27 protein-coding genes and 1 other RNA gene are annotated in these 26,756 nt (G+C 36.3%); 15 read left to right on the top strand and 13 right to left on the bottom strand.

Annotation, left to right across the window (positions count from 1 at the left end; all coding sequences use genetic code 11):
* Positions 1 to 22 precede the first annotated feature (22 nt).
* A complete protein-coding gene (locus AC3RVF_RS08100; protein ID WP_489689440.1) occupies positions 23 to 247 on the top strand; it encodes a hypothetical protein in 225 nt (74 codons plus the stop codon).
* A gap of 298 nt (positions 248 to 545) precedes the next feature.
* On the opposite strand, the gene AC3RVF_RS08095 is transcribed toward AC3RVF_RS08100, so the two are convergent.
* Positions 546 to 1,730: a hypothetical protein gene (locus AC3RVF_RS08095; protein WP_489693142.1), complete on the bottom strand. Its 1,185-nt coding sequence runs from the start codon at positions 1,728 to 1,730 to the stop codon at positions 546 to 548.
* A gap of 268 nt (positions 1,731 to 1,998) precedes the next feature.
* On the opposite strand from AC3RVF_RS08095, the gene AC3RVF_RS08090 reads away from it, so the two are divergent.
* Positions 1,999 to 2,160, top strand: coding sequence for a hypothetical protein (locus AC3RVF_RS08090; RefSeq protein WP_489689442.1), 162 nt, complete (start codon positions 1,999 to 2,001; stop codon positions 2,158 to 2,160).
* Between the two features lie 128 nt (positions 2,161 to 2,288).
* Here the strand turns inward: AC3RVF_RS08090 and fahA are convergent, their stop codons facing one another.
* Complete coding sequence (fahA, locus tag AC3RVF_RS08085) at positions 2,289 to 3,569, bottom strand: fumarylacetoacetase (protein WP_489689443.1); 1,281 nt, start codon at positions 3,567 to 3,569, stop codon at positions 2,289 to 2,291.
* 275 nt (positions 3,570 to 3,844) lie between these two features.
* On the opposite strand from fahA, the gene glyA reads away from it, so the two are divergent.
* The 7 genes from glyA to AC3RVF_RS08050 all read left to right on the top strand — a co-directional run bounded on the left by glyA (position 3,845) and on the right by AC3RVF_RS08050 (position 8,904).
* Positions 3,845 to 5,119, top strand: coding sequence for a serine hydroxymethyltransferase (gene glyA / locus AC3RVF_RS08080; RefSeq protein WP_489689444.1), 1,275 nt, complete (start codon positions 3,845 to 3,847; stop codon positions 5,117 to 5,119).
* A 137-nt stretch (positions 5,120 to 5,256) separates the two neighbouring features.
* Positions 5,257 to 5,409: a hypothetical protein gene (locus AC3RVF_RS08075; RefSeq protein WP_489689445.1), complete on the top strand. Its 153-nt coding sequence runs from the start codon at positions 5,257 to 5,259 to the stop codon at positions 5,407 to 5,409.
* Positions 5,410 to 5,523: 114 nt separating this feature from the next.
* Positions 5,524 to 6,510, top strand: coding sequence for a hypothetical protein (locus AC3RVF_RS08070; RefSeq protein WP_489693141.1), 987 nt, complete (start codon positions 5,524 to 5,526; stop codon positions 6,508 to 6,510).
* Positions 6,511 to 6,631: 121 nt separating this feature from the next.
* A complete protein-coding gene (locus tag AC3RVF_RS08065; protein ID WP_489689447.1) occupies positions 6,632 to 7,126 on the top strand; it encodes a GNAT family N-acetyltransferase in 495 nt (164 codons plus the stop codon).
* Positions 7,127 to 7,143: 17 nt separating this feature from the next.
* A complete protein-coding gene (locus AC3RVF_RS08060; RefSeq protein WP_489689448.1) occupies positions 7,144 to 7,839 on the top strand; it encodes an alpha/beta fold hydrolase in 696 nt (231 codons plus the stop codon).
* A 17-nt stretch (positions 7,840 to 7,856) separates the two neighbouring features.
* Entirely contained in the window at positions 7,857 to 8,336 is a 480-nt protein-coding gene (locus AC3RVF_RS08055) for a nucleoside deaminase (protein ID WP_489689449.1), read from the top strand.
* A 70-nt stretch (positions 8,337 to 8,406) separates the two neighbouring features.
* Positions 8,407 to 8,904 (top strand): lipocalin-like domain-containing protein, encoded by a 498-nt coding sequence (locus AC3RVF_RS08050; protein ID WP_489689450.1) that lies wholly within the window; start codon positions 8,407 to 8,409, stop codon positions 8,902 to 8,904.
* A gap of 69 nt (positions 8,905 to 8,973) precedes the next feature.
* Here AC3RVF_RS08050 and AC3RVF_RS08045 read toward each other — a convergent pair whose 3' ends face one another.
* The 3 genes from AC3RVF_RS08045 to AC3RVF_RS08035 form a co-directional block, all read right to left on the bottom strand.
* Positions 8,974 to 10,503 (bottom strand): hypothetical protein, encoded by a 1,530-nt coding sequence (locus tag AC3RVF_RS08045; RefSeq protein ID WP_489689451.1) that lies wholly within the window; start codon positions 10,501 to 10,503, stop codon positions 8,974 to 8,976.
* Positions 10,504 to 10,745: 242 nt separating this feature from the next.
* Positions 10,746 to 11,813 carry a carboxypeptidase-like regulatory domain-containing protein gene (locus AC3RVF_RS08040; RefSeq protein WP_489689452.1) on the bottom strand — a complete coding sequence of 356 codons (1,068 nt, stop codon included), beginning with the start codon at positions 11,811 to 11,813 and terminating at the stop codon, positions 10,746 to 10,748.
* Positions 11,814 to 12,004: 191 nt separating this feature from the next.
* A complete protein-coding gene (locus tag AC3RVF_RS08035) occupies positions 12,005 to 13,051 on the bottom strand; it encodes a glutaminyl-peptide cyclotransferase (RefSeq protein WP_489693140.1) in 1,047 nt (348 codons plus the stop codon).
* Positions 13,052 to 13,138: 87 nt separating this feature from the next.
* On the opposite strand from AC3RVF_RS08035, the gene ffs reads away from it, so the two are divergent.
* The 3 genes from ffs (at position 13,139) to fsa (ending at position 14,986) form a co-directional block, all read left to right on the top strand.
* Positions 13,139 to 13,236: signal recognition particle sRNA small type (ffs, locus tag AC3RVF_RS08030), an RNA gene on the top strand.
* A 192-nt stretch (positions 13,237 to 13,428) separates the two neighbouring features.
* The gene (locus AC3RVF_RS08025; protein ID WP_489689454.1) at positions 13,429 to 14,235 is read left to right on the top strand and encodes an SDR family oxidoreductase; all 807 of its coding nucleotides are present in this window, start codon (positions 13,429 to 13,431) and stop codon (positions 14,233 to 14,235) included.
* A gap of 97 nt (positions 14,236 to 14,332) precedes the next feature.
* Positions 14,333 to 14,986 carry a fructose-6-phosphate aldolase gene (gene fsa, locus AC3RVF_RS08020; RefSeq protein ID WP_111845058.1) on the top strand — a complete coding sequence of 218 codons (654 nt, stop codon included), beginning with the start codon at positions 14,333 to 14,335 and terminating at the stop codon, positions 14,984 to 14,986.
* Between the two features lie 131 nt (positions 14,987 to 15,117).
* Here the strand turns inward: fsa and AC3RVF_RS08015 are convergent, their stop codons facing one another.
* Positions 15,118 to 16,506 (bottom strand): TlpA family protein disulfide reductase, encoded by a 1,389-nt coding sequence (locus AC3RVF_RS08015; protein ID WP_489693139.1) that lies wholly within the window; start codon positions 16,504 to 16,506, stop codon positions 15,118 to 15,120.
* A 142-nt stretch (positions 16,507 to 16,648) separates the two neighbouring features.
* On the opposite strand from AC3RVF_RS08015, the gene AC3RVF_RS08010 reads away from it, so the two are divergent.
* A complete protein-coding gene (locus AC3RVF_RS08010; protein ID WP_489689456.1) occupies positions 16,649 to 18,274 on the top strand; it encodes an ABC-F family ATP-binding cassette domain-containing protein in 1,626 nt (541 codons plus the stop codon).
* A 72-nt stretch (positions 18,275 to 18,346) separates the two neighbouring features.
* Here AC3RVF_RS08010 and AC3RVF_RS08005 read toward each other — a convergent pair whose 3' ends face one another.
* The 4 genes from AC3RVF_RS08005 to AC3RVF_RS07990 form a co-directional block, all read right to left on the bottom strand.
* Positions 18,347 to 18,769, bottom strand: coding sequence for an RDD family protein (locus AC3RVF_RS08005; RefSeq protein WP_489689457.1), 423 nt, complete (start codon positions 18,767 to 18,769; stop codon positions 18,347 to 18,349).
* Between the two features lie 17 nt (positions 18,770 to 18,786).
* Entirely contained in the window at positions 18,787 to 19,020 is a 234-nt protein-coding gene (locus tag AC3RVF_RS08000; RefSeq protein WP_489693138.1) for a hypothetical protein, read from the bottom strand.
* 75 nt (positions 19,021 to 19,095) lie between these two features.
* Entirely contained in the window at positions 19,096 to 19,338 is a 243-nt protein-coding gene (locus tag AC3RVF_RS07995; protein WP_489689459.1) for a putative signal transducing protein, read from the bottom strand.
* Positions 19,339 to 19,444: 106 nt separating this feature from the next.
* Positions 19,445 to 20,161: a hypothetical protein gene (locus AC3RVF_RS07990; RefSeq protein WP_489693137.1), complete on the bottom strand. Its 717-nt coding sequence runs from the start codon at positions 20,159 to 20,161 to the stop codon at positions 19,445 to 19,447.
* A gap of 150 nt (positions 20,162 to 20,311) precedes the next feature.
* Here AC3RVF_RS07990 and AC3RVF_RS07985 point away from each other — a divergent pair, with 150 nt between their 5' ends.
* Both AC3RVF_RS07985 and AC3RVF_RS07980 read left to right on the top strand, forming a co-directional pair.
* On the top strand, positions 20,312 to 20,890 hold the full coding sequence (locus tag AC3RVF_RS07985) for a fasciclin domain-containing protein (RefSeq protein WP_489689461.1): 579 nt from the start codon (positions 20,312 to 20,314) through the stop codon (positions 20,888 to 20,890).
* Between the two features lie 100 nt (positions 20,891 to 20,990).
* Positions 20,991 to 21,569: a fasciclin domain-containing protein gene (locus AC3RVF_RS07980; RefSeq protein ID WP_489693136.1), complete on the top strand. Its 579-nt coding sequence runs from the start codon at positions 20,991 to 20,993 to the stop codon at positions 21,567 to 21,569.
* Between the two features lie 70 nt (positions 21,570 to 21,639).
* Here the strand turns inward: AC3RVF_RS07980 and pheT are convergent, their stop codons facing one another.
* From pheT to AC3RVF_RS07965, 3 genes are all read right to left on the bottom strand, one after another.
* On the bottom strand, positions 21,640 to 24,066 hold the full coding sequence (pheT, locus tag AC3RVF_RS07975; RefSeq protein ID WP_489693135.1) for a phenylalanine--tRNA ligase subunit beta: 2,427 nt from the start codon (positions 24,064 to 24,066) through the stop codon (positions 21,640 to 21,642).
* Between the two features lie 167 nt (positions 24,067 to 24,233).
* On the bottom strand, positions 24,234 to 25,412 hold the full coding sequence (locus AC3RVF_RS07970; protein WP_489689464.1) for an MFS transporter: 1,179 nt from the start codon (positions 25,410 to 25,412) through the stop codon (positions 24,234 to 24,236).
* Between the two features lie 33 nt (positions 25,413 to 25,445).
* The gene (locus AC3RVF_RS07965; RefSeq protein ID WP_489689465.1) at positions 25,446 to 26,678 is read right to left on the bottom strand and encodes a M48 family metallopeptidase; all 1,233 of its coding nucleotides are present in this window, start codon (positions 26,676 to 26,678) and stop codon (positions 25,446 to 25,448) included.
* Positions 26,679 to 26,756 lie beyond the last annotated feature (78 nt).

The following is a 26,756-nucleotide window of genomic DNA, read 5'->3' as shown; positions in this document are numbered from 1 at the left end:
TAATTTAGCTAAAACTTATTTTATGGGAACTGCGGAATTAAAAAGCAATTTATTGGAAATGATGGGCAATATTAAGGATGAACGCCTGATTCAATCATTATATGATTTTTTAAAAAGCCGTGAAATAAGCAAGTCTTCAAATCTTTGGAGCAGTTTATCAGACTTTGAAAAGGAGCAAGTTCTTTTAGCTTATGACGAATCTGAAAATGAAGAGGAGCTCATTCCTTACAAAGAAATCTTCAGGTAATTTCAATGGAAATTTTATTTACCAAGCGTGCCCAGAAAAACTATTCTTCTATTACGGATTATATACAAACGAAATTTGGCTTAAGAACTGCAATGCTTTTGCCAATAAATTAATTGATTTTTTGGAAATTTTGAAAAATTATCCAGAATTGGGGAGTTTGGAAGTTGCCGATAAAAGTATCCGCGGTTTTCAATTCAGTAAACAAACTAGAATTTTTTATAGAATAAAAGGCAATCGAATTATTATATTAACTCTTTTCGATGTGCGTCAAAATCCTGAGAAAAAAAACTTATAAATCTTAATAAGTAGTATTATCCCGCAAAATCACCTTAAACCTTTCTTTAATATCCTGCCCAGCATCAAAAACCATTTGTTCGTTGTTGGGGAAGGGGATAGGGCGATTGCTCACAAGTCTGCGGTCATCGGCTGTTAATGCACGTTCATCGCCACGAAAGGTGGCGTATGCATTTTCAAAAACAAATTCGGAAGAAAGCGGAAAACTGTTAAGGTTTCGCCTTTTGTTTAAATCTTTATAAATTACTGCTCCACCAACTAACACGGCTTTTTCTTGAGTGGTAATATAAACCGTAGCAGAAACGTCTATAAATTTTTCAATCTTAAAAGGATTCCCCAAACTGTCGCGCACTATATTTCCTGCGCGATCGCGTCTGTAATCGTAACCATCTTTTATACGTTGTTTTCTGGTGAATTGTCTGTCTGCAATACGTTCCGGAGAGATTTGAATGGTTTGGAAATTCAAATCGATGCCTAAATCATAATTAATTCCATTCTCCCGCTGGCTGTGGTATTCAGTCCAGAAATCGTCTAAACCATAAGTGTTGAAATCGAGCAAGTCTTGCTCTAAACGGAAAGGTATAAATTGCCCTGTATGGTTATTTAAAGCAACAAAAATGAAATCGGTCCCTCGAAAGTGCGTATCTTCTTTAAGCTGAAAAACATCTCTATAATTAGGTTGTACTTCATCTAATTCACACAAAACATTATATGCACTGCGGAAATCTAGCTTAGTGTTGCGTTGCATATAAACAACGGCCTCTTGATATAAAGATTTCACATAATAATCCTTTGCCTGCAACAAATCATTATTGTAATCAGAAAACACAAAATTTGCTTTTCTCCCCATTGAAACGCTGTATAGCGGCAGTAAAGGTCGAATTAAATTTTGTCGCCATTGAAGATCTAAATAGGTGTAATAAATTTCCTTAGCGTTTGCAGGACTATTTTCTTTCTTCAGAAAAGCAAGATGGCGAGTATCTTCGTCCTTCGCTTTTAGAAATGCTTCTTCCAAAACACTTATATGCGCATCATATTCTTTTGCTCCTTTATCTTTTTGAAGTTTTTTAGTGGCAAGTTCTATTGCCTCATCATAATTTCCCTGAGAAACAAACTTTTGGGTTCGCTTCACGCTGTTGCAAGAAATAATGAAAAGCATCGTGAATAATAGCGTATAGAAAGCCTTCATAACAAATTGATTTGGTTATGAAGGCTAAAGTACAATAGTGGTGCCAATATTGATTGATAATTTCCAATTGAAATATTTAAACACCAACAGATGATTTATCAAAAATATTTTTTGAGATCATTATTCTTAACGTTTTTAATTCTGAATAAATCTTCATTTTAACATCCTTATTATAATTAATTTATTACCTTTAAGAAGTCTAACTCATTTAAAACCAGTGCTTATGAAAAATTTATCTTTATTTTTTGGAATCTTACTAGTGGCTTGTATGTCTTCTAGTTTTAGCGAAGGTCAGACCGATGTGGGTCATAAAGTTTACGTTTGTCATAGTCCTCCTGGCAATCCATCCAACAAGCAAACTATTTATATTAGTGAAAATGCTGTTGCAGCCCATTTGGCTCATGGATGCACTGAAGGCCCATGCCTATAGAATTTTGAAATCCTAACAGTTTGGATTCAAATTGTCTAAATTGTAATTAAAATTTGTGTAGAATATAAATATCTAATAGGGCAGCTTTTTAAAAAAAAGCTGCCCTATTTTTTTAATAAATTATGTATTTATTGTTTAATTGCAGGCAATAATTTAGTTCTGCACTCTCCAAAACCGATGCGTACAGTCTCATTTTGGCAATACCCTTTTAAGATTACGGTATCGTTATCATTTATAAATTTCCTTTCAGTACCATCAGAGAGTTTTATGGGCTTTTCTCCTCGCCAAGTAAGTTCTAACATAGAACCGAATGAGTCTGGAGTAGAACCAGAAATGGTACCGCTGCCCATCATATCGCCACTATTTACATTACATCCATTAATGGTATGGTGCGCCAATTGCTGGCTCATATTCCAATACATATATTTAAAATTAGAAGTTGTAACCTTTGTTTCGTCCGCATCTTCGGGTGCAATGTAAACTTCTAAATTTATATCATAACTTTTCTTCCCTTTATATTGAAGGTATGGCAGTTGCTCCATTTCTGGTTTCGGGCCTTCTACTTTAAAAGGTTGTAGCGCATCCAATGTAACAATCCATGGAGAAATGGAAGACGCAAAATTCTTAGCCAAGAATGGTCCAAGTGGCACATATTCCCACTTTTGAATATCGCGCGCGCTCCAATCGTTGAAAAGTACTAATCCGAAAATATGATCTTCAGCTTCATTAACAGGAATGGGTTCACCCAAAACATTTGCATCTGTTGTGATAAAAGCCATCTCTAATTCGAAATCTACCAATTTCGACGGACCAAAAACAGGTTCTGTAGCGCCATCGGGCATGGTTTGTCCCCAAGGTCTGCGAGCATTAATTTCGCTTGGGATTATTGAAGAACTTCTTCCGTGGTAACCCACCGGAATGTGAAGCCAGTTTGGCATCAACGCGTTTTCTTTTCCGCGGAACATAGTACCAACATTCGTGGCGTGTTCTTTACTTGAATAGAAATCTGTATAATCTCCTACTTGCACAGGAAGCTGCATTTCTACCTCATCCATTGTAAAAAGGATGTGTTTTCTATGATCTTTTTTGTCGCGAAGGTCTGGATTTTCTTTGTCAAAAATATCGGCAATTCGGTTACGTACCAAACGCCAAGTTTTTCTTCCATCGCTAATAAAATCGTTCAAGGTATCTTGAAGAAATATATCGTCTGTGAGTTCAATTCCTTTAAAATATCCCAATTGGTGTAGGGCGCCAAGATCAATGGCATAATCACCAATACGTGTACCGATGGTAATTATATCGTCGCTAGTCAAGAAAACGCCAAAAGGTATATTTTGAATAGGGAAATCTGTGTCTGGCGCGGTTTCGAGCCAAGTTTTTCGTGTGGGGTCGTTAGCAGTTATAGGCATGTGAATGGTTATTTTTTTTGTTGAAAATAAAACTAAGTAAAAAAACTCAGAATGTTAGAAATCAAAGATTTAATTGATAATTAGATTTTATCTTCAACTAGTATTTGTTAGTAAAAATCTGCATCAAATATATATATTTCATGATAGTTACCGAATGTAATTAGTATTTTTGGATTTAATTAACTTTCAAAGGTGTTTATGGTTTCAGTTTATGGTTCTGAAGCAATAAATTCCACATATTTTAAACACTAAACTTCAAAATTTTAACATTTACTATGCAACGCGACACACAAATTTTTGAACTTATAGAAGAAGAAAAACAACGCCAATTAAATGGTTTGGAGCTAATTGCTTCAGAGAATTTTGTAAGCGACCAAGTAATGGAGGCTGCAGGTTCTGTACTTACCAATAAATACGCCGAAGGCTACCCCGGAAAACGTTACTACGGTGGTTGCGAAGTGGTGGATGAGGTTGAACAAATAGCTATTGATAGAGCCAAAGCGCTTTTTGGAGCAGAATATGCGAATGTGCAGCCACACAGTGGTTCACAGGCTAATACCGCTGTTTTTGCAGCTTGCTTAAAACCCGGCGATAAATTTTTAGGCTTCGACCTTTCACACGGTGGGCACCTAACGCACGGTTCTCCCGTAAATTTTTCGGGCAGACTTTATGAGCCCGTGTTTTATGGTGTTGATAGAGAAACTGGCTATATTGATTACGATAAAGTTGAAGAAATAGCCCTTAAGGAAAAACCAAAAATGATTATTGCCGGAGCTTCCGCATATTCTCGTGAAATCGATTACAAACGTTTTAGAGAAATTGCAGATAAAATTGGGGCAATTCTCTTTGCAGATATTGCACATCCTGCGGGATTAATTGCCAAAGGAATTATGGGCGATCCGCTTCCGCATTGTCACGTTGTTTCAACAACCACTCACAAAACCCTTCGAGGTCCTCGTGGCGGAATGATTTTGATGGGTAAAGATTTTGACAATCCTTTCGGAATAAAATTGAAAAACGGTAACCTTCGTAAAATGAGCAGTCTTTTGGACAGCGCTATTTTTCCTGGAAATCAGGGAGGACCATTGGAGCATATCATCGCCGCAAAAGCAATCGCTTTTGGTGAAGCTTTGACTGACGATTTCCTTCATTATATGGTGCAAGTGAAGAAGAACGCTGCTGTAATGGCGCAAAAATTTGTTGAAAAAGGTTATGGTGTTATTTCTGGCGGAACAGATAATCATATGATGCTAATAGACCTTCGTAACAAGAATATTTCAGGAAAAGAAGCTGAAGAAGCTTTAGGGAAAGCAGATATTACGGTAAACAAAAACATGGTGCCTTTTGATGATAAATCACCTTTCGTTACTAGCGGAATTCGTATTGGTACGGCAGCCGTTACCACGCGAGGTTTGGTTGAAAAAGATATGGGTAAAATCGTCGATTTAATTGATGAAGTAATTATGAACCGAGAAGATGAAGCCAAATTAGAAAGCATTGCAGTGAAAGTAAATGAAATGATGTCTGGCTTGCCTCTTTTTAAAAGTTAAGTAAAACAGCACCAAATTTTTATAAAACCTTCGGCCGATCGCCGAAGGTTTTTTTGTTTTTCGACGCAACTATTTAAATTTTTTCAGACTATAGGGTAAAGAGTTTAAAATTTAAAAATTCATAAAAACCTATCGCTATGAAAAACTGGTTCATTCTTTTAGTGCTTTCTGCAGTATTCATTAGTTGCTCAAAAGATGCTGACGACACAGCTCCCGAATTACAGGATTTTACTGTTACATTAAACGTTGATCCGGAATATCGTTTCAGCCAATTTACCCAAAGCCTCTAAGCCTTTCTAAGCGATCAAAACGGAAACATATTAGATAGTGGCGAACTTCAAATAGGGCAATCGTTAACTCTAAATTTTGAAGGAGAGCCTTCTTCAGTATACGATTTAAGCTATATGTATTATGCAAATATTGATTTTGCTGGCGAAGAATTATATACGTTAATCACTTTTTCAGATATAGATTCGTGTGAATATTTAATAGGTCCAAGACCGACGATTGAAAACTCAAATGATGAAATTTATTTAAACTTCATAAATACTGGTTATCCAAGCGAAGTGACTTCTAGCACGTCTGGCGCAGGAAACTTTGGTCCCGAAAACGGCGGCTATTATAATTTTCGAGGAAATTTAGCGGCATCGCCAACGAGTGATTTCTACATAACTTTAAAAAGCCCGAATGATCAATATGATAGATATTTTTGGCAAAGAGACATTCCCGAAGGTTCTGTTTTTAATATAGATTACGCCACTTTGCCAGAAATTCAAAACAGTGTAAACGTACAAATTCCTTCAAATAATATATACGGTTTCGGTCTTGAAGGTATTAAAGACAATAACGGGATCCGTCATTCAATTAGGCAGGGCAATTACCCCGATGGTCATACTTCGCTATCTATTCCTGTGCCCAATTCTATTTTTGATATTTTTCTATTTCGACTTAGTTTCGGAGATGCTAATTTTCAGTATTTTAATGAAATGCGTACAGCTACCATTCCAACTACTGTTGCCGCTCCCCAAATAAGCTTTACGGTAAACAACCAATCCCCAGCAAATTTTAATATTACCACTAGTGGCGATGCTGCTATTTATAATATAATTTTCCGAGGATCCAATACCAACGAAACTGTATCTGTTGCCCACAGCATTTATGGCGAAGTTGCGCCTGAGGTAGCTTTTTCAAAAGAAAACTTACGGTTGAATATTCAGCAAACGTACCCAGAATTAAATGGTTTTGAAACATTGCCGCTGGGTTCGATATCATTAATGCATTACAGCGAATTGAATTCATATAAAGATATTCTGGAATTTAGAATCCAAGGAAAAGTGTATGAAATTCCAGAAAACGGTTTTTATGAAGGAGTTTCAAAACAATTCGATTAAAGTAGTTTGTTTGAATATTGAATGAAAACCTTCGGTTAGCAGCCGAAGGTTTTTTTATTTGTAATGGTAAGCAATCTGGCAATTATTTATCTTTGAACATTGTTCAATAGCTTTTAATAATATGAAAATAGAAACCGACCGACTTGAATTGAGGGAGTATACTATTAATGATGCTCCATTCATTTTTGAGTTGATGAATAGCGAAGGATGGCTAAAGAATATTGGCGACAGAAAGATCAAAACTGTTGAAGATGCCGAGGCTTATATGCAGAAATTTTACCTGAGTAGTTATGAAAAAAATGGGTTCGGTCCGTTTTTAGTTTCTCTAAAAGATGGAACACCCATCGGCTCCGCGGGACTTTATAAAAGAGACAATTTAGACCACCCAGATATTGGTTTTGCGTTTTTGCGAGAGTTCGGAAATCAAGGTTATGCCTACGAGGCTTCAAAAGTAGTTATGCAGTTTGCTTCGGAAAATTTAAAACTCAAAACATTACTAGCTATTACCCTTGAAACTAACCTTTCTTCCATAAATCTTTTAAAAAAATTAGGTCTTTCCGAAATTGGAACTTATGTTTATAAAGATGGCGAGGAGCTTTTGCTGTTTTCAAATTAATAGTAATAAAATTTGCTTTGAAATATCCAATCCTATTATTACACGGCGCACTGGGATGCAGCCAACAATTGGTTTCTCTTCAGGAAAAACTATCATTAAACTATGATGTTTTCGTCTTGGATTTTGAAGGACACGGCAATTTTAATAGCGATGCAGAATTTTCAATAGACCTATTTTCTGAAAATATAATCAGTTTTTTGAACGAAATAAAAATTGCAAAAGTGAATATCTTTGGATTTAGCATGGGTGGATATGTAGCTCTAAATCTGGCAAAAAACTATCCCGAATTTGTGGGAAAAATTATAACTCTGGGCACTAAATTTGAATGGACACCGTCTTTTGCCCAAAGTGAAATTAAAATGCTTAATCCGGAAACCATCCAAATTAAAGTCCCAGCTTTTGCAAACCGTTTGGAGCAATTACATGGAATAGATAACTGGAAAGGCGTTGTTATTAAAACTGCTAAAATGATGGGTCGCTTAGGCGACAATCCAACTTTAAAAGCAACAGATTTTAAGCAAATTAATCATACAACACTTATTTGTCTCGGCGAGTTGGATACTATGTCCACCCAAGTAGAATCAAAACAAGTAGCGGAATGGTTGCCAAATGGCACATTTAAGGAAATTGAAAATTTGAAACATCCCATTGAAAACGCCCCAGTTGAAAAGATTGTCAACATTATAAATAGATTTTTAGAAGCAAATACATAAAATAAAATTATTAAAAAATGATCACAGAAAAAGACAAACAGTTTATAAAACGCGCCATAGAACTTTCGGAAAAAGGGATGAACAACAACGCTGGCGGCCCTTTTGGCGCAGTAGTGGTAAAAAATGGCGAAATAATTGCCGAAGGTTTCAACGAAGTAACATCCAGTAACGACCCAACCGCACATGCTGAGGTAGTTGCAATCCGAAAAGCTTGCGCTGTTTTAAATACATTTCAACTAGACGATTGTATCGTTTATACTTCCTGCGAGCCTTGCCCCATGTGTTTAGGTGCTATTTATTGGGCGCGACCAAAAGCCGTTTTCTATGCATGTACAAAGGAAGATGCCGCGGAAATAGGCTTCGACGATGATTTTATTTACGATGAAATAGAAAAAAATATCGAGAACCGAACGGTTAAATTTATTAATCTGGATAGGGAAGAGGGCCGAAGAGTTTTCAAAAAGTGGGAAGCGAAAGAAGGAAAAATTGACTATTAAATAAATACATCCTGCAAGATTTTTAAAACCTTGTAGGTCTTTCAGTATCTAACAAAATTACTTCTCTAAAATGAACAAAATAAAATACATCGTTGCCGCTGGAATTTTTGCATTTGCAATTTCCTGTCAAAACGAAAAACCAACAAGCCCATTAATTAAAGGTCTTTGGAAGCTCGAAAGTATGCAAGTGCGCGACACCGCGACAAACACTTGGAGTCATTATCGCGGTGGAATGGACGGTTATCTGCTTTATGATGATAGTGGCCATGTGGCGCTTCATTTATATGATAAAGGCTACGAAAACACGGGAATTGAATTTCCAAATTTTACCGATACCATTCCATTGGAATCTTTAAAGTATATCACGAAATCATACTATTATGTGGGGAATTACAAAGTTTCTGAAGCAGATAGTATTGTTTCGCATTTCAAACTTTCGCACTCAAACCCATCCGAATTTGGGTTAACGGCAGAAAGACGTTTCTACTTTAGTGGCGATACTTTGATAATGCAGCCTGTGGAGCGAAAAAACTCAAAACTAAAGCTGAAGTGGTTAAAAGCACAATAACTTCAAATTTAAAAACTGAGCATAAAAAAACCCGCCACATTGGACGGGTTTTTTATACACTTCTTTTTCTTAACCTTCGGGAAATATTGTAGTTTCATAAGCTCCGGCATCTGGCGGAGTGCTACGCGAAGTTCCATTTAAATCTAATGCTGGACCAACACCATTTTTACCAATATTTTCTGCACCAGAAGTTTGAGCTTCAATATTGAAATTATTCATATCTGTATTTTGAAAAATAGGATCTAAGTTTAATTGAGTTGCAGTGTACAAATTGTTATTGCTAAAATCGTATAATGGATTGTCGCTAAACTCTCCCGTTGGATCTTCAAAACGGACTAAACAATTTTCAAAATTAAAATTGAAAGCGGCCGCATCATTTTTAAAAACGGAGAATTCTCGGCGTTCGTTACCGTAAATTATACAGTTTTTGAAATTCGCTTTTATTAAATCTGCCACAAAAATATCATCACCACTTTCTAGGCTATTATCTATTGAAACAGCAGGGAAGGAGCGGAAACTGTTGGTCCAATAATTAGCAAAAGTACAATGTCTAAATTCATAGCTACCTCCTAATTCAATTGCCAATGAGGAACGTCCGCTATTGTTTATCACCATATTTTCACCTTCAATTACACCAGTTTTTGCAAGTATGCCGTAAAATGAACTATTATAAATTTGCACATTTCTTAAGGTTACGGGGCTATCCTCCACATTCAGACTAATGCTACTATTTTTTATCGTGGTATAATTAAATTCATTGTTTACACTACCAGATGTTAGCCAAATGCTAAGCCATTGCCCCGGAATGTCAGCGAATCCAGGCTCCAAACGGTCTCCTTCAAAAATCACTTCTTTTTCTAAAGCAATGGGATCGTCACTTTTTTCACCCATGGATTTTATTGTTCCGTTCTCAGCGACTAAAAGAGCGCTGCCATTGTGAAAATGTACGCGAGCACCTGCTTCAATAGTCAGCGTTTTATTGCTGGGAACAGCTGCGTAACCGTAGATTACATATGGCTTTTCATTTGTGAAGGTTAATTCGTCATCGTCTAATAAAAATCCTTCTATATATATTGGTTCTTCGTTCTCGTCAAGACCGAAGTAAAGTGATTCGGTAGTTCCGTCGGCATATTTTTCAGGGAAAAGGAAAATGGCATCTTTTACAAGGGTTACCAGATCTACTTTTTGCTGATTTCCACCGCTATCAAAAAGCAATTCGTCTGTATAAAGAAAATCCAGTTGATTGGTAGGTAGGTTGTTTATATCGAATGTAGTTTCAATAAAAATGAAGATACTGTCTTTTGCCAAAACTTGTACGTTTTCAAAAACCTTTCCGGGCATTCCGTCAACATTCAAGCGATATTTAGAAGCTTCGCCCTGCGCCAAACGAAGGGTAGGAATGTTAATATCCTCATCGCTTCGGTTATAAACTTTTAAGTTATAGGTGCTAGAACCAATGTTTGAAAAAATAGTATCTAAATAAACCGTGTCTTTTGAAAACTCTAAGTTTCCGGTGCTGGCAACGGTTTCAAAATCGTTGCGGCAAGAACTCCATAATACTAGGCAACACAAAATTGCCAAACCGTATAAATATCTCATTCAATTATAATTTTGGTAAAAATATAACTTTTTATGAAGCTAATTATTGTAATGCTGGTAGAAGTTTTCTGTCGGGATTGTATTGAGAGAATCCTGTGCCAGAAAAAAGAATAACCACGAATACACGAATATTTTAAAAAAAAAATATTTCGTGTATTCGTGGTGTAAATTTTCTCCTTTCTAATCAGAAACGAATAACTATTTCTAAATAATCTCGAGCTTCACCATTTTGCTGCATCCCGCTACTTGTTTTTACGCGCCGCTTTTTTGCGAGCTCTTTGAAGTTTATTGAATTTAATAGTGTTTTTATAAGCAGCTTTTGCTTTTTCGTACCAATTAGGATCTTTATCAGGTACATAATAGTCGTTATAAGAAATTCCACCAGTAACAACAACTTCGCCCATCATTGCTCCCGAAAGTTCTAAATTTATAGTATTTGAAATATTTGAAACCGTTATTTCTTGGGTTTCAAATCCTACGTAGCTAAAAACCAAAATATCGCCTGGTTTAGTTTCAATGCTATAATTGCCGTCAAAATCTGATTGTGTTCCAGTGGAAGTTCCTTTTATTATAATATTTGTCCCGGGTAGCGGCAAGCCCGTGTCATCTGCAACTACACCTTTTGTAAAGTTGGATATTGAATCAGGCTTAATTGGCTTTTCAATAGTGGGAGCTATTTTGCCAACCATGATACTTTCTATAATTACCTCACGATTCATTGAAACAGCAATTGTTTTTGAGGAGCTACTTAAACTAATTACTTTGGTATAGTAATCCTTTAGATTATAGGAAAGACGTTCGTTATCCAGTGTTACAATTCTGTATTCGCCTTTTTTATTGGTCCATTCACGTGCTCCCGTTTCGTTGGAAGTTATTTCAACATTTCTTAATGGGTTTCCGTTTTCATCAGTTACAACTCCTTCGGTAATTATTTGAATTCTATCAAGTGCTTTGCTAAAACGACCAATTCCCAATGAAATCATCGGTTTTTCTGAAAGTGAGTTAGTTTCAGTTTTTGGATTATTTGAAAGCAACGTCAACGGAAGTAACATTGAAGCCGCAATGGGAGCGAAGCTTTGTCCGCTTTTGCGCTCTAATTTTACTTCGCGGTTGAGTTGTGATTTTTTCACCCTTCCACAGGTATTTTTACTTTTCGAAAGAATTTTCACCAATTCTTCATCGGTTTTTGAAGTTAAGTCGACCACTTCTTTGGTGCAAACCCCGCAGAATTTGCCTTTTTCGGTAGTAGTCATTTTAGCCCAATCTTCGTGGCAAGGCTCTGGAATGCGGATTGTGATAGATTTTTTCATGATTTCGATGGTTTTGTTGATTCAAAGAAATCAAATATTGAACCATGAAAAAATAGCTTTTGAGGGAACTAGCTATTTGGGTGAGGGAAAAGTGTTATTAAAAAACAAACCACGAATGCACGAATATTTTTAAATAATTATTCGTGCATTCGTGGTAAAATTTTTCCGCTTTGCTAATCAAAAACAGCTAATTATTTCTGAATTATCTCGATTTTAAAAAGCTTGTCCCAGTTTTTTCCTGTTATATAAAGTATGTTTGGTTCGCCGTTGTAAGCAATTCCGTTAAGCACATCCAACTTTGGGTGTTGGGTAACTTTATCTTTTAAATCGGTTAAGTCTATCACACCTTCTACCGCACCGTTTGTAGGATCAATAATAGCGATGGACCCCTGCTGATATACATTTGCATAGATTTTCCCTTCAACCCATTCTAGCTCGTTTACACTGCTTATTTTGCTGGTATTTGTAAAAATCTCTATGTAATCTTTTTCAGCAAGTGTGTTCGAATTTAATGTCCAAATTCTGTCGGTGCCATCACTTTTATAAATATTGTTTTCGGAATCGTGGCAAAGCCCCCAACCTTCGCGACTTTGTCCGTAAACAAATGTTCCTGTTTGCTCCATGGTTTTAAGATTGTAAATAAAACCTGTGTTTTCGCGCCACGTAAGTTGGTATATTTTGTTGTTTAAAATAGTTAGTCCTTCGCCAAAATATTGTGCGGCTAAACCAACTGTTTGCAATACTTCGCCTGTTTTATAATCTGTTTTTCGCAGCGAAGATTCTCTGTATTGTCCGGTACTTTCGTACAAAGTGTCGTTTTCAAATTCTAAACCTTGAGTGTAGGCATTTATATCGTGCGGATAGGTTTCTAAAATTTTATAAGTGTAAATTTTTGGTTTTATAGCGGACAAAATAGTGATGTTTTGTGAAGCTTCAAATTCTTCTCCATCTCTATAAATCTTAGCTATTAGCATTTTTTCGCCTAACTTTTTCCCCGAAAGGGAAATGGTTTTACCAGAAACTTCAATTTTGTCTTTATTCAAAAAGTAAAGGATAGAATCGGTTTCAATATTCTTTTTGTTGATTAATGAAACTGTTAGCACATCTTTGGTGGTGTAAGTCTTCTTTGGATTCTCAATTTTCAATGAAAAATTATCTTTTTTTTCTTCAGAATTACTTCCGCAGCCACTCAAAAAAAGAAGTAAAAGTGTAGGAGCTAAAACGTTATATATTTTCATGTGTAACAATTAATTTGCTGCAAGGTATTTATTAAAATTGAAATGTAAAAATACTTGCAAAAACTTGAAAAAGCCTTATCTTTGCGGCGGCAAGTCCTACACAACCAGCTCCTGTTGAATCCTCCAGGGCGGGAACGCAGCAAAGGTAAATAGTTGAGCGGTGTGATGTAGGTAGCTTGCCATTTTTTGTGCGCTAAACTTTCGTTCTGAAAGGGAAGCACGAAACAGGACTGAAGGGAAACAGGACAGATTCCAAAAAAATATCTCACACCCGTCTTGATTCTTGCAGCAAAGCGATATTGGTTCTTGTGTCTTTTTGCAAAAACTATTTGGAAAACCCAGCACATAAGCGCACCTTTGCCCTTCAACAACCATTTATGCCAAAAGTAGTACTCATTACAGGCGGTTCTTCGGGAATAGGTAAAGCCATTGGCGAATATCTTTCTGAACGTGGCTACCAAGTATTCGGAACTAGCCGAAACCCCGATAAAATTACTAATTCTGCGTTTCCACTTCTGAAAATGGATGTGAACGAAACTGATTCCATTAAAGCGGTAATTGCTGAAATTATTAGTAAAACCCAAAAGATAGACGTTGTAATAAACAACGCTGGCGTCGGGATTACGGGCCCAATTGAAGAAACTCCCGAAAGCGAAATTAAAAATGCCTTCCAAACCAATTTTCACGGACCTATAAATGTAATTAAAGCCGTTTTGCCACAAATGCGCAAACAGGGTTTTGGGCATATTTTAAATATTACTTCTATCGCTGGATATATGGGACTTCCGTACCGCGGAATTTATTCTGCGAGCAAAGCTGCATTGGAAATTACCATAGAAGCAATGCGAATGGAAACTTCGCAATTTGGAATAAAAATGGCGAATATTGCTCCGGGCGATTTTGCTACAAACATTGCCGCTGGTCGTTATCATGCGCCAGTGTTAGAAAATTCGCCTTACAACAAAAACTACGGCAACACGCTAAAAATGATGAACGAGCACGTAGATAATGGTGGTGATCCGTTGGAAATGGCTAAGGTGGTATATAAAATTATTGAAAACCCGAATCCGAGAATTCATTATAAAGTAGGCTCATCACTACAGAAATTTTCAATTGTACTGAAACGTGTTTTGCCAGATAAAGTTTATGAGCGCATGCTTTTGAAGCATTATGGGTTGAAGTAAAATTGTTGAATTTTCAACTTATCAATCTTTGTAAACAACGGTATTTAATTTACACATTCTTCGCTATTTTTGCTAAACTTAATTTGAAACCTTACCTATGAAATTCTTTATCGATACTGCAAACCTTGACCAAATTCGCGAAGCCCAAGATTTAGGGGTGCTCGACGGCGTAACCACTAATCCATCGTTGATGGCAAAGGAAGGCATTACTGGCCGTAATAATATTCTGAAGCACTACGTTGATATCTGCAATATTGTTGATGGCGATGTTTCGGCAGAAGTTATTGCAACAGATTTTGAAGGAATGGTAAAAGAAGGCGAGGAACTTGCTGAACTTCATCCACAAATTGTGGTAAAAGTACCGATGATAAAAGAAGGTATTAAGGCGATTAAATATTTTACAGATCACGGCATTCGTACTAATTGTACCTTGGTTTTTTCCGCAGGACAGGCATTGTTGGCTGCAAAGGCGGGAGCAACGTACGTTTCGCCGTTTATCGGACGCTTGGACGATATTTCGACCGACGGGTTGGAGTTAATTGCAGATATTCGTTTGATTTATGATAATTACGGTTTCGAAACAAAAATTCTTGCAGCCTCAATTCGCCATACAATGCACGTAATTAACTGTGCAAAAATAGGCGCCGATGTAATGACAGGCCCGCTTTCTTCAATAGAAGGTTTACTAAAACACCCATTGACCGATAGCGGTTTAAAGCAATTTTTAGAAGATTATAAAAAGGGTAATTAATATTTTGGGAAATTGAGCGGAGTCAGAATGACACTAATTGCTTCGGCTCCTCTTGGCTGCCAATTCTGTTTATTGTGTGCAATCTAATAGCAGGCGTTGCACAGAGACGAAAAGATTATCTTTTGGAGCGGTTACTTATTTAGAAAACCAAGAAGTAGTTGCTCAAAATTAGTGTTGAACAAATTGATCTTCCCTTCAAGTATTACTCCGTTTTTATCCAATATTATGGCGCTATTCATATATTTTACGAGCAACTTCTTTTCGGCATCATTTAAATTTTCAATTTGAAATTCGTTTGATGGATTATAACCAGCATTGATTATAGTTTGTCGCCATTTTTTAAAGTGAGTGTCGGTATTTATTCCCAAAAAGGTATATTCTGGATATTTAGATTTTAGTTCTGCGGCACGACTATGTATGTTTTTATACAGCGTAGGCGATTTTCCAGACCAGAAATAAAGAACCGTAGGTGTTTTAATAACGCTTAATAAATCTTTTACAATATTATCTGCATTTACCAAAGTAACGTTGGGAATTGTGTTGCCAGGCGTGAGTTTAACAGTTGTATTGTACATTTTGCTAACCTCTTTCAGATAATTTTCATCCGTATTCATTTTTGTGAATGCCTCTAGAAATTTACCTTCCTCGTCGGCATTCTTAGCATTTAGAAAATAATAAAGAGCGTTAGAACGAAGCAAACTATTTTTTAGCGTGTCTGAAGTAACTATGCTGTCAATAAGTTGAATTTTTCTATAATTAAATTTGTACGAGTTACGGTCTACAATTGTATTTGCTTTGTATTCTGAAAACACTAGATTTTCAAAATATCGGTTCATAAATCGGTAATATGGATAGTAAAATTTAAGTTCGTCTAATTCAAAATTTATTTTTTTTCTATAGTCGAAAAAGTTTTTATCGAATTCGGCTATATTCTTTCTATTCGCTGCGGTGTATTTTTCTTTTTTTATATAATAATCGTAAGTAATATTTGCCAAGGCTGTTCTTTTGAAACCGTCTGCAACAGGGTTTTGAGCTATATAATTTTTGTATTCTTTAAGTTTAATCTGTTTTAAAGAGTCAATCTTCTTTGTGAAATCTTTAGAAGAGAGTGTATACCAATTTGGAAGTTTTTGATTTTCAGTTTCATTATTTAAATACAGATACATTAGTAGGTTGTTCTGTTCGCCACCTCTTCCAGAATAGGCTAGCGATTCATCAAAATCAATAGTGTTTACGTGGAGTAACAAACTATCACCGGGCTCAATAAAAAATACTTGAGTTTCGTTATGCTTAAAATTATAAAGTCCAGCCTTAATTTTATCGGTTTTGTATAAGAAGAAGTTATTGGAGTCTAATTTAACGGTGTCTAATATTTTATCTCCTTTGGAAAAAATAATATAATCGAGAGTTGGATTTATTATTTGGCCGCTTATCCAAGTAGTTTCTACAATGTTCTCTTCCTTATCTTTACAGGAAAGCAATAGTGTAAATATTAAGAGAGGAAGTAGTTTTTTGAACAATCGATTTTAATTTAAAGATAGCTAACAAATTTAGCAACACATTGGCATCAATGTGTTAAATGGTAGTTAAAAGGATTTTTAAAACGTTAATCTTTTCGGGGTGTCGCTTAAATACCTACTTTTGCGCAAAATTTAAAAAGTTATGCTTTCAATTTCAAATCTTTCAGTACAGTTTGGAAAACGTGTATTGTTTGACGAGGTGAGTACACAGTTCACTACGGGCAATATATATGGAATTATTGGTGCTAATGGCGCCGGAAAATCCACCTTATTAAAAATTATTTCAGGCAAACAAGATCCTACTTCTGGCCACGTGCATTTGGAAAAAGGAAAACGTATGTCTGTTTTCGAACAAAACCACAACACCTATGATGATTATATGGTTTTGGAAACCGTTGTTAGGGGGAATAAGGAATTGTTTTCAATAAAAACGCAAATAGACAAACTTTACGAAGATTATACCGATGATAACGCCGAAAAAATTGGCGAACTTCAAGTAACTTTTGAAGAAATGAACGGGTGGAATGCAGACAGTGATGCAGCAGCAATGCTTTCAAACTTAGGTATTGATGCAAGCCTTCATTTTACTTTGATGAAAGATTTGGATGGAAAACAAAAGGTGCGAGTGCTTTTAGCGCAAGCGCTTTTTGGAAATCCAGATGTGCTTATTATGGATGAGCCTACCAACGATTTGGATTACGAAACCATCAATTGGTTAGAAAACTTTTTAGCCAATTACGATAACTGCGTAATCGTTGTTTCTCACGACCGTCACTTCTTAGATGCGGTGTGTACACACATTAGCGATATTGACTTCGGAAAAATTACGCATTACAGCGGTAACTATACTTTCTGGTACGAAAGTAGCCAATTAGCTGCACGTCAACGTTCGCAGCAGAACAAGAAAGCTGAAGAAAAGAAGAAAGAACTTCAAGAATTTATTATGCGTTTTAGTGCAAACGTTGCAAAAAGCAAACAAGCAACTTCGCGTAAAAAAATGATTGAAAAATTGAATATTGAAGAAATTAGACCTTCAAGCCGTCGCTACCCAGCAATTATTTTTGAACGTGAGCGTGAAGCTGGCGATCAAATTTTAACTGGTGAAAATCTTTCGGCCTCTATAGATGGCGAAGTGCTTTTCAAAAATGTGAATATCAACTTAGCGAAAGGCGATAAAGTAGTAATTTACTCTAGAGATTCTCGTGCTGCTACAGCTTTTTATGAAATATTAAACGGCCATATGGAAGCAGATACTGGATCTTTTCAATGGGGAATTACTACAAACCAAAGTTATTTGCCACTAGACAACGAAGATTTTTTTAAAAATAATCTGTCGCTAGTAGATTGGTTGCGTCAATACACTAAAACGGAAGAAGAGCGCGAAGAAGTTTTCATCCGTGGTTTCTTAGGAAAAATGCTTTTCAGCGGTGAAGAAGCACTTAAGACGAGTAATGTGCTCTCTGGAGGTGAAAAAGTAAGATGTATGCTTAGCCGTATGATGATGCAGCGTGCAAACGTTTTAATGCTAGACGAGCCTACAAACCACTTAGATTTGGAATCTATTACGGCTTTCAACAATTCATTAAAAAACTTTAAGGGAACGATTTTGCTTACAACTCACGATCACGAGTTTGCACAAACCGTTGGAACACGAGTTATAGAACTTACTCCAAGCGGCGCAATAGATCGTTACACAACTTTTGATGAGTATATGAACGATAAAAAATTGAAAGAGCAGCGCGATAAAATGTACGCTGTAGAAGCTTAAGCATAGCTTTAATCAAAAATTTAAAAAGTCAGTATTGATTTGAAAAACCTTCAAATCAATACTGACTTTTTTTTAATTGGAGAAACTAAATGAAGTTTCAACCGTTTTCGTATTACTATATTTGTCTTCAAGAGTATTTCCATTTATTAGAAATACAAGTGCACTAATTGGAAGAAATAGAATACTTATCATTTTTAATACTGTCCGATATATTCGTGATTGTAGGCTTAATTGGTCATTGTTTTTTAGAACAACTTTTATTTTCATCACTTGCTTCCCAACTGTAATTGCATTGTTGAAAATATCGAAAATAATAAAATACATCGAATAGAATAAAAAGGACCAACTGATTCCGTAGGTAAAAGTTGTGTCGAAAATTGTCGTTGTGCCCAACTCTCTTTCAATCTCAAAAAACCCTGAAGATAGCGCCGAGATCGTTGCGATAATCAGTAAGTCGATTAAAAACGCGAATATTCTTTTGTTGTTAAAGTTCATTAATACTGACCTTCATTTTATTCTTCAGTAATTTCTACTAAAAACTCCTCTATGGTGCTTTGCGCCTTTTCATATTCATCATTTCTGATAAAAACCATAGTTTGGTTAGCAATACTCATTGTAAAGCCTGCGCGTACACTGCTGTCGTGATCATTGCGTTCAATTGGGTTGATGCCAATTTCATTTAAGCGTGCTATCAAACCTTTGGCAATAAGCGTTGGGCCGGTATAAATTCTTTTTGTTTCAGACATAGTTTTTTTTGGTAAAGGTAGAATAGTAAACGTGTTAAAAAAAAGTATTTCACTCACCGCTCACTGTTAATTCATTTATTCTTCTATTTCTTTAAGATATGCATCCACGATAGGTTGTGCAGTGGCTAGTTCGTCTTTACGCACAAATACGCGCACTTGATCGTCATATTTGCTGCCGGAACCAAACATAACGCCGCTTTGTTCATCATCACGAAGTATTGGGGTAATATTTGCGTCTTTTAATCTTCCTACTAAGGCTGCGGCCATAATATCTGATCCGGTGTATATGCGGATTGTTTCTTCTTTGTTATCTGACATTTTTTATGTTATTGAGTTAATATATTTTTTATGTTTTTTGACCACTGACCACTGACCACTGACCACTGACCACTGACCACTGACCACTGACCACTGACTATTGAAATCAGGCATTATAATATTTACTGTTCCAAATAGCGCCATTAAAATTCTTTCCTTTTGAAAAACCATAGAAAATCACCATTCCGCCTACACCTTTAAAAATAAACAAGAACAGAAATAAATATTCTGAAAAATTTGGTTCTTTACTGAACCAGTGCATAGGTGCGATTGTGGTAATAAAAGCACTCAGCAATGTAACAGTAAATAAAAGGTTCTCAAAATTTTTATAAGGCCACATCATCAATTTTCTAAAGGGATGCAGGTCTTTGCCCCATTTATAAATTAAGTAAAAGTAGTCGTTACCCATTGGTGCAAAAAGCATCGGGTCGTCTGCGTTCTCTAATTTCATCAATTTTGAGGGAGCAACTATTTTAAAGTTTTTAAGTGTAATATTATGTGAATTTTCAAGGCTTCTAATTTCTGAAATTGCTTCTTCGGGAAAATCTCCTTTAAAATAATGCGAGTCTAAAAAGCGTAATCTGTAAGTAATACAGAGGTTTTTAATATCTTCAATGTGAAAAATATGTGTGCTATTCAATAAATCAAAATTGAAATGATTTTCAACTTCAATAGCTTTTTCGGTTAAATTAGAAAGATTTTCTTTGCGTTGTTTTTCGTTTTCAGAAAATATACACTGAATTTCGTCCATAATAGCTTCTTCTTCAATTCGTTTAGATCGAGACTTTAGAAGCTGCTTTTCAATATTGGTCCTCGAAAACATGGAAACTATTTTTTAGATTACTAAAATTACACAGTACATTCCAGCATGACAACAATTTAACACATTTCGAATCATTTTTTTAATAAGTACAAGTCTTTTACGTTTATAGAAGTGTTGGCTTTGTTATATTTACAATCTTAAATTTTTTCTATGCAACTCAAGAATACATTTTTACTGCTTTTAATAGTATGTTTCGCAACCACGGTTTCGGCCCAGAAATACATTTCGACCAATAATGATGAAGTTTCAAAAGTACTGGGTGAAAGTACTTTTACATCTAGTAAAACTTTTTATGAAAATCTGGAAGAAGCGCCAGATTTCACAATTATGGCGAAATTATTAAAGAACGACCCGCTGCGCAAAACGTTGGAAGCTCAGGAAATGGTTACAATTTTCGCAATCGCAGATGAAGCTTTTACTAATTTATCTAAGAAAAGTAGAGATTCGGTATTGGGAAATACTAGGTTGATAAATTCAGTTGTGAAATATTTAGCCGTACCAGGAAGATTAGACAGCAACAGCCTTATAATGGCGGTTGAAAAAAATGGTGGTATTGCGTATTTAACTACAGTTGAAGGGCAAAAATTAGGAATAAAAGAGGAGGCTGGGCAACTTATGCTTTTCGATGAGGATAATAATACGGCAACATTAATAGCTTCAGATTTCTACCATAAAAATGGTTTCTTTCATATAGTGAATGGTTTAGTTTTTCCGCCAGCGGCAAACTAGTTTTATAAAAGTTAAATAAACATTAAAGTCCCGAAATTGCGAAACCGCAACTTCGGGACTTTCGTTTATAGGTACATAAATATAAACCTAAAAACATATTATGAAAACAAACATTTTTACAGCAGCAGTATTTGCTATCGCACTTTTAGTAGGAACAACTTCTAGTTTTGCACAAAGCAAAATGATGAGTAATGAAAAAACAGTAATGGTAGGTGGTGCCGAAATGTACCCAAGTAAAAACATCGTTGAAAACGCGGTAAATTCAAATGACCACACTACACTAGTGGCAGCGGTAAAAGCAGCAGATTTAGTTGAAACACTTCAAAGTGATGGGCCATTTACAGTATTTGCGCCAACCAATTCGGCATTCGAAAAATTGCCAAAAGGAACAGTGGAAACATTGTTGAAGCCTGAAAATAAGGCAAAACTACAATCTATACTTACGTATCATGTAGTTGCTGGAAAACACAGTGCTGCAGATATTATGATGGACATAAAAAAAGGAAACGGAAAAGCAACTTACAAAACTGTAAGTGGTGGAACTTTAACTGTAATGATGAAAGGTAAAAAAGTAATGCTAATGGACGAAAACGGTGGTATGGCAACAGTTACTATAGCCGATGTAAATCAGTCTAACGGAGTTATACACGTAATTGACAGCGTGGTTTTGCCAATGTAATATTGCCAAAAAATCCTTTACTAAAAACGGCGACCTTTTCGGGTCGCCGTTTTTTAATTTTAAGTTTTATCTATCGCAGCGCAGCACCAAATTCATTTTCGAATTTTTGCTTTAGCTTGCTCATAATTTTGTCAATCTGCTTATCTGTCAATGTTTTTTCGTCATCTTGAATGGTGAAGCTAAGCGCATAACTCTTCTTTCCTTCGGGAAGGTTTTCACCTTTGTAAACATCAAAAAGCGTTACTGTTTTTAAATGTTTTTTATCAGTTTGAAAGGCCGCTTGGCGGAGATCATCAAACTTTACAGAATCGTCTAAAAGCAATGCAAAGTCGCGTTGTGCAGCTTGAAATTTCGCGATTGGTTTTAATTTGAAATTTTTAGTGGTAAGTTGTTTCAACACTTCATCCCAATTAAAATCTGCATAGAAAACTTCCGCATCAACATCAAATTCTTTGGTGATTTTCTTTTTCACAATACCGAATTCAACAATAATTTCTTTGTTTCTTTTGAAAGCAATTGCTTCGGAAAAAATATCATTTTCAGTATTTTCTTCCGAATAACCATCAAGACCCAAACGCTCCATTAAACTTGAAACGGTACCTTTTCCGTAGAAAAAATTGCTCATTGCTTCAGGTAAAGCCCAATTAACGTCTGCCTTTAATCCTGTAATAAAAAGTGATAAATGCTTTGTTTCGGTTCTGCCGCCAGGAAAATTATGATAGGTCTTTCCGTATTCAAAAAACTTTAAGTCGCTACTTTTTCTATTGCTATTGTATTCAATTGCTTCAAGGCCAGAAAATAACATAGATTGGCGCATCACCGATAAATCTTGGCTTAGCGGATTAAGCATTGTTATATTATAATGATCTTTTAACGTTTCGCTTAAAGCTGAATAATTTGGTGAGGTAAGCGAATTGTTCAACATTTCGTGAAAACCACGCGCCGTAAGTTGCGAAGCTATTTTATTTTGAACCGTATAATCTCCACCTGGCAAAATAGTGGAAATAGAAGCGTTTAATTTTTGGGTGAATTTCACGTTATTATAACCATACACCCGAAGAACTTCTTCAATAACATCCACATCGCGGGTAACGTCGTTGCGGTATGCTGGAATAGTCATCCCAATTCCGGTTTCAGTTACGTTGATAATTTTCATCTCTAGCGATGTAAGAATTTCCTTGATGGTTTCCTTTGAAATTTCCTCGCCAATTAATTTATTCGCCTTTTCAAAATGTAGAAAAACTTGGTGGTCTTCAATCTTTTTTGGATAAACATCAATCAAATCACTGGTTATTTGTCCGCCAGCAATTTGAAGAATTAAAATAGAAGCGTGGCGAAGTGCATAATCTGCAATATTAGGATCAATTCCTCTCTCAAAACGAAAAGAGGCATCTGTACTAAGACTGTGGCGTTTTGCAGTTTTACGAACGCTCACAGGGTTGAAATATGCGCTTTCTAGGAAAATACTGGTTGTTTCTTCGGTTACCCCACTATTCATTCCGCCAAAAACACCAGCAATACACATAGGTTTTTCGGCATCACAAATCATTAAATCTTCTTCGTGAAGTTCGCGTTCAATACCTTCGAGGGTAGTAAATTTTGTGCCAGCTGGAAGTGTTTTTACATGTACCGTATTCCCAGAAATTTTTGCAGCATCAAATGCGTGCAGGGGTTGACCAAGTTCGTGGAGCACATAATTTGTAACATCCACAATATTGTTAATTGGTGTTTGCCCGATGGCTTTCAGTCTATTTTGAATCCATGCAGGCGACGGACCAACTTTTATATTGCTAATTGTAATTCCGCAATATCTTGGTGCGAGCGCATTGTCTTCAACTTTTACATCAATTTTTAATGTGCGGCTGTCTATTCTAAAATTACTAGAAGATGGTGTATTCAGTTTTGTGGAAATACCATGGTGAAGAAGTCCCGCTTTTAAATCGCGAGCAACTCCCCAATGACTCATTGCGTCGGCTCGGTTAGGGGTAAGGCCTATTTCAAAAACTTTGTCGTTTTCAATTTGTAAAACTTTGGCTAATGCAGTTCCAGGCTTTAATTTAGAGCTAAGAACCATTATACCGTCGTGCGATTTTCCGATGCCGAGTTCGTCTTCGGCACAGATCATTCCTTCACTAACTTCGCCACGTATTTTACCTTTATTTATTTGCCAAGGATTTCCATCTGCATCATAAAGTGTAGTGCCCACAGTGGCTACAGGAACCTTTTGACCAACGGCAATGTTAGGAGCGCCACAAACAATCTGAATTGGTTCGCCTGTGCCCACATCTACTTTTGTTACCTTCAATCGGTCTGCGTTGGTGTGTTGGGTGCATTCTAAAACGTAACCAACTACTACGCCTTCTAAGCCACCTTTTACGGAAGAAAAATCTTCTATTCCTTCTACTTCAAGACCGAGGTCTGTTAATAGTTCGCCAGTTTTTTCGGCGTCCCAAGGTAGGTTGATAAATTCTTTTAGCCAGTTAAATGAAATTGTCATAAGTGTAAAATTCTAAACAGTGGGCAAAGATAATATTCTATTGGTTATTGTTTATTGTTTATCGTTTATTGTTTTTTGGAAATGTGGCCGTTTGTTGAATTATTCGAAACAAGTATTATTAAAACCTCCTGCAAGGTTTCAAAAACCTTGTAGGTCTTCACTAAAGATTATTGTTTAACCGACGATGAAATATTCCCCAGAAAATAAATAACGACTATTAATGTTGCAAAAGCAGATACAAAAAACGTTACGCTTGCGCCAAAATAAAACCACAATAGCCCCGCCATAACACTGGCAACCATTGCAACAATGCTTTGGAAAGCAGAATAAGTGCCCACGGCGGTGGCGGTATTTTCGTCTTTGGAAATATTCGTAATCCATGCTTTGGAAATGCCTTCGGTGGCTGCGGCGTATATTCCGTAACCAAAGAAAAGAGCAATAATAACGTACAAGTTTGTGGTTAAACCCATTCCAAAATACACCAGACTGAAAATTACTAATCCAAAAACGAACATTTTTTTAAGTCCAATTTTATCTGCGAAACTACCCAAAGGATATGCTGTGAGGGCATATATTAAATTATAAAAAATGTAAATGCCAATTACCCAAGTGTCGTCCAATCCAGCATCTTTCGCTTTTAACAATAGAAAAACGTCGCTGCTATTAAAAAGCGCGAAAAATAAAAGTCCGAGTACTACTTTTCTATATTCGGGGGGGCTTGTTTTCCAATATTTTATAAATGAAAAGAAACTGATTTTTTTCTTTTCAGAAGTGAATTCAACTTTTTTATCTTTCAAAAGAAAAGAGGCAACAACAGCCAAAACTCCTGGGATAAAAGCGATGTAAAAAAGATTTATATAATCTGCGGGATAAAAATATAAATAGAGTAGTGCAAGTGCAGGACCCAGCACGGCGCCAAAAGTATCCATGGATCGGTGGAAACCGAAAACTTTACCTTTGTTTTCTTTAGTAGTTTCTCTGGAAAGCATTGCATCCCGTGCGCCAGTGCGGATTCCTTTTCCCAATCTATCCGTAGTTCTTGCGAAGAAAATCCAAAGTGGGTATACAAAAAACGCCATCATCGGTTTTGAAATAGCGCTTAGAGCATAACCCAATTGTATAAAAGGAGCGCGCTTGGCTTTGCTATCGCTTAACTGTCCAAAATAACCTTTACTCAATCCAGCAACGGCTTCCACCAATCCCTCCAAAACACCAATTAAAATAATGGAAAACCCAATACTTTTTAGATAAATGGGCATTATTGGGTAAAGCATTTCGCTGGCCATATCTGTAAACAGACTGACGAGGGAGAGAATCCAAACGGTGCGGGTGATTGTGGTTTTCACTTTACCTTTCTTAGTTGGTCTAGGAAAGGTAGTTTATTTTTTCAGATTTTGAAACCGCTGCAAAAGCGTAGGATGCGAGTAATGGGCAAAAACATACAATGGATGCGGAGTTAGATTACTCAGACTATTTTTTGAAAGTTTTTTTAAACCTGAAATCAATGGGGGAGCGGCATACGTTTGTTTCGCAAAATTGTCTGCTTGGTATTCAAATTTCTGGGAAAGGAAATTCATCAAAAGACTTGTTATCCCAGAAATAGGACTGTATAAAACCCCAAAAACAACCAACCCGATATGAAACGAAGGTTGCGAAACATTCAGCGCTTCAGAAAATAAAGGATTGCCGATAAATAGTGAAAGTAACCAAAGCGTAAATCCTGTGGTTAGGATTGCGGCAAATAGATTGATGATGATATGGTTGCGTTTGTAATGTCCAACTTCGTGCGCGAGGACGGCTACTATTTCCTCTTCGTTTAAATCTTTTATTAGGGTGTCGTAAAGGGTTATGCGCTTTTCACTTCCGAAGCCAGAGAAATAGGCGTTTGCTTTTGTACTGCGTTTACTGCCGTCAATTACGAATATTTTATCGAGCGTAAAACCCACTTGTGACGCGTACGTTTCTATTTGTGAACGCAGCGAACCTTCTTCCAGCGCAGTTTGTTTATTGAAAAGTGGAACGATGAAACGTGCATAAAACAGATTCATTAAAACGGTAAAAACGGTGACGATTCCCCAAGCGTACAGCCAAAAGTTTTTGCCCGTAGTTTGGTAAAACCAAATAATGGCACCCAAAATAATACCGCCGATAACAGCGCCCATCAACCACCCCTTCAGTTTATCGAGAAAAAAAGTTTTACGAGTGGTTTTATTAAAACCGTATTTTTCTTCAATAACGAAAGTGCTGTAATAACTAAAAGGCGTGCTGAGAATATCGCTAGCAATCATTATGATTCCGAAGAAAGCTAAAGCGATAATTATTTCATTGTTTGCAAAGGAACGCGCTAACTCGTCTACATACGCAAAGCCGTCAAAAAAGAAAAATAGGAGGGTAGCAACAAGTGAAATTGCTGAGCTGAGTATCCCGAATTTGTAACCTTCCTTTTTATAGCGCTGCGATTTTTTATATTCATCCTCATCAAAAACGTCCTGCAATTCTGCGGGAAGTGGATCATTAAAATGTTTGGCGTTTAAAAAATCAAGCAATTGATCAATTATAAAACTGACAATTAATATTGCTATTATTATGAGGAAAAGGGTTTCGGGTTTCAAATGGAAAGATTCAAGGTTTAAAATTCAAAATTCATTTTTTTTCAAAGACTGGGAGCGAGTTCCCCCTTTGGGGGCTAA

It is taken from the genome of Aequorivita sp. IT1183, assembly GCF_058068265.1.
Note: the sequence above shows the minus strand (reverse complement) of the source record. Positions and strands in the feature narration are given on the sequence as shown.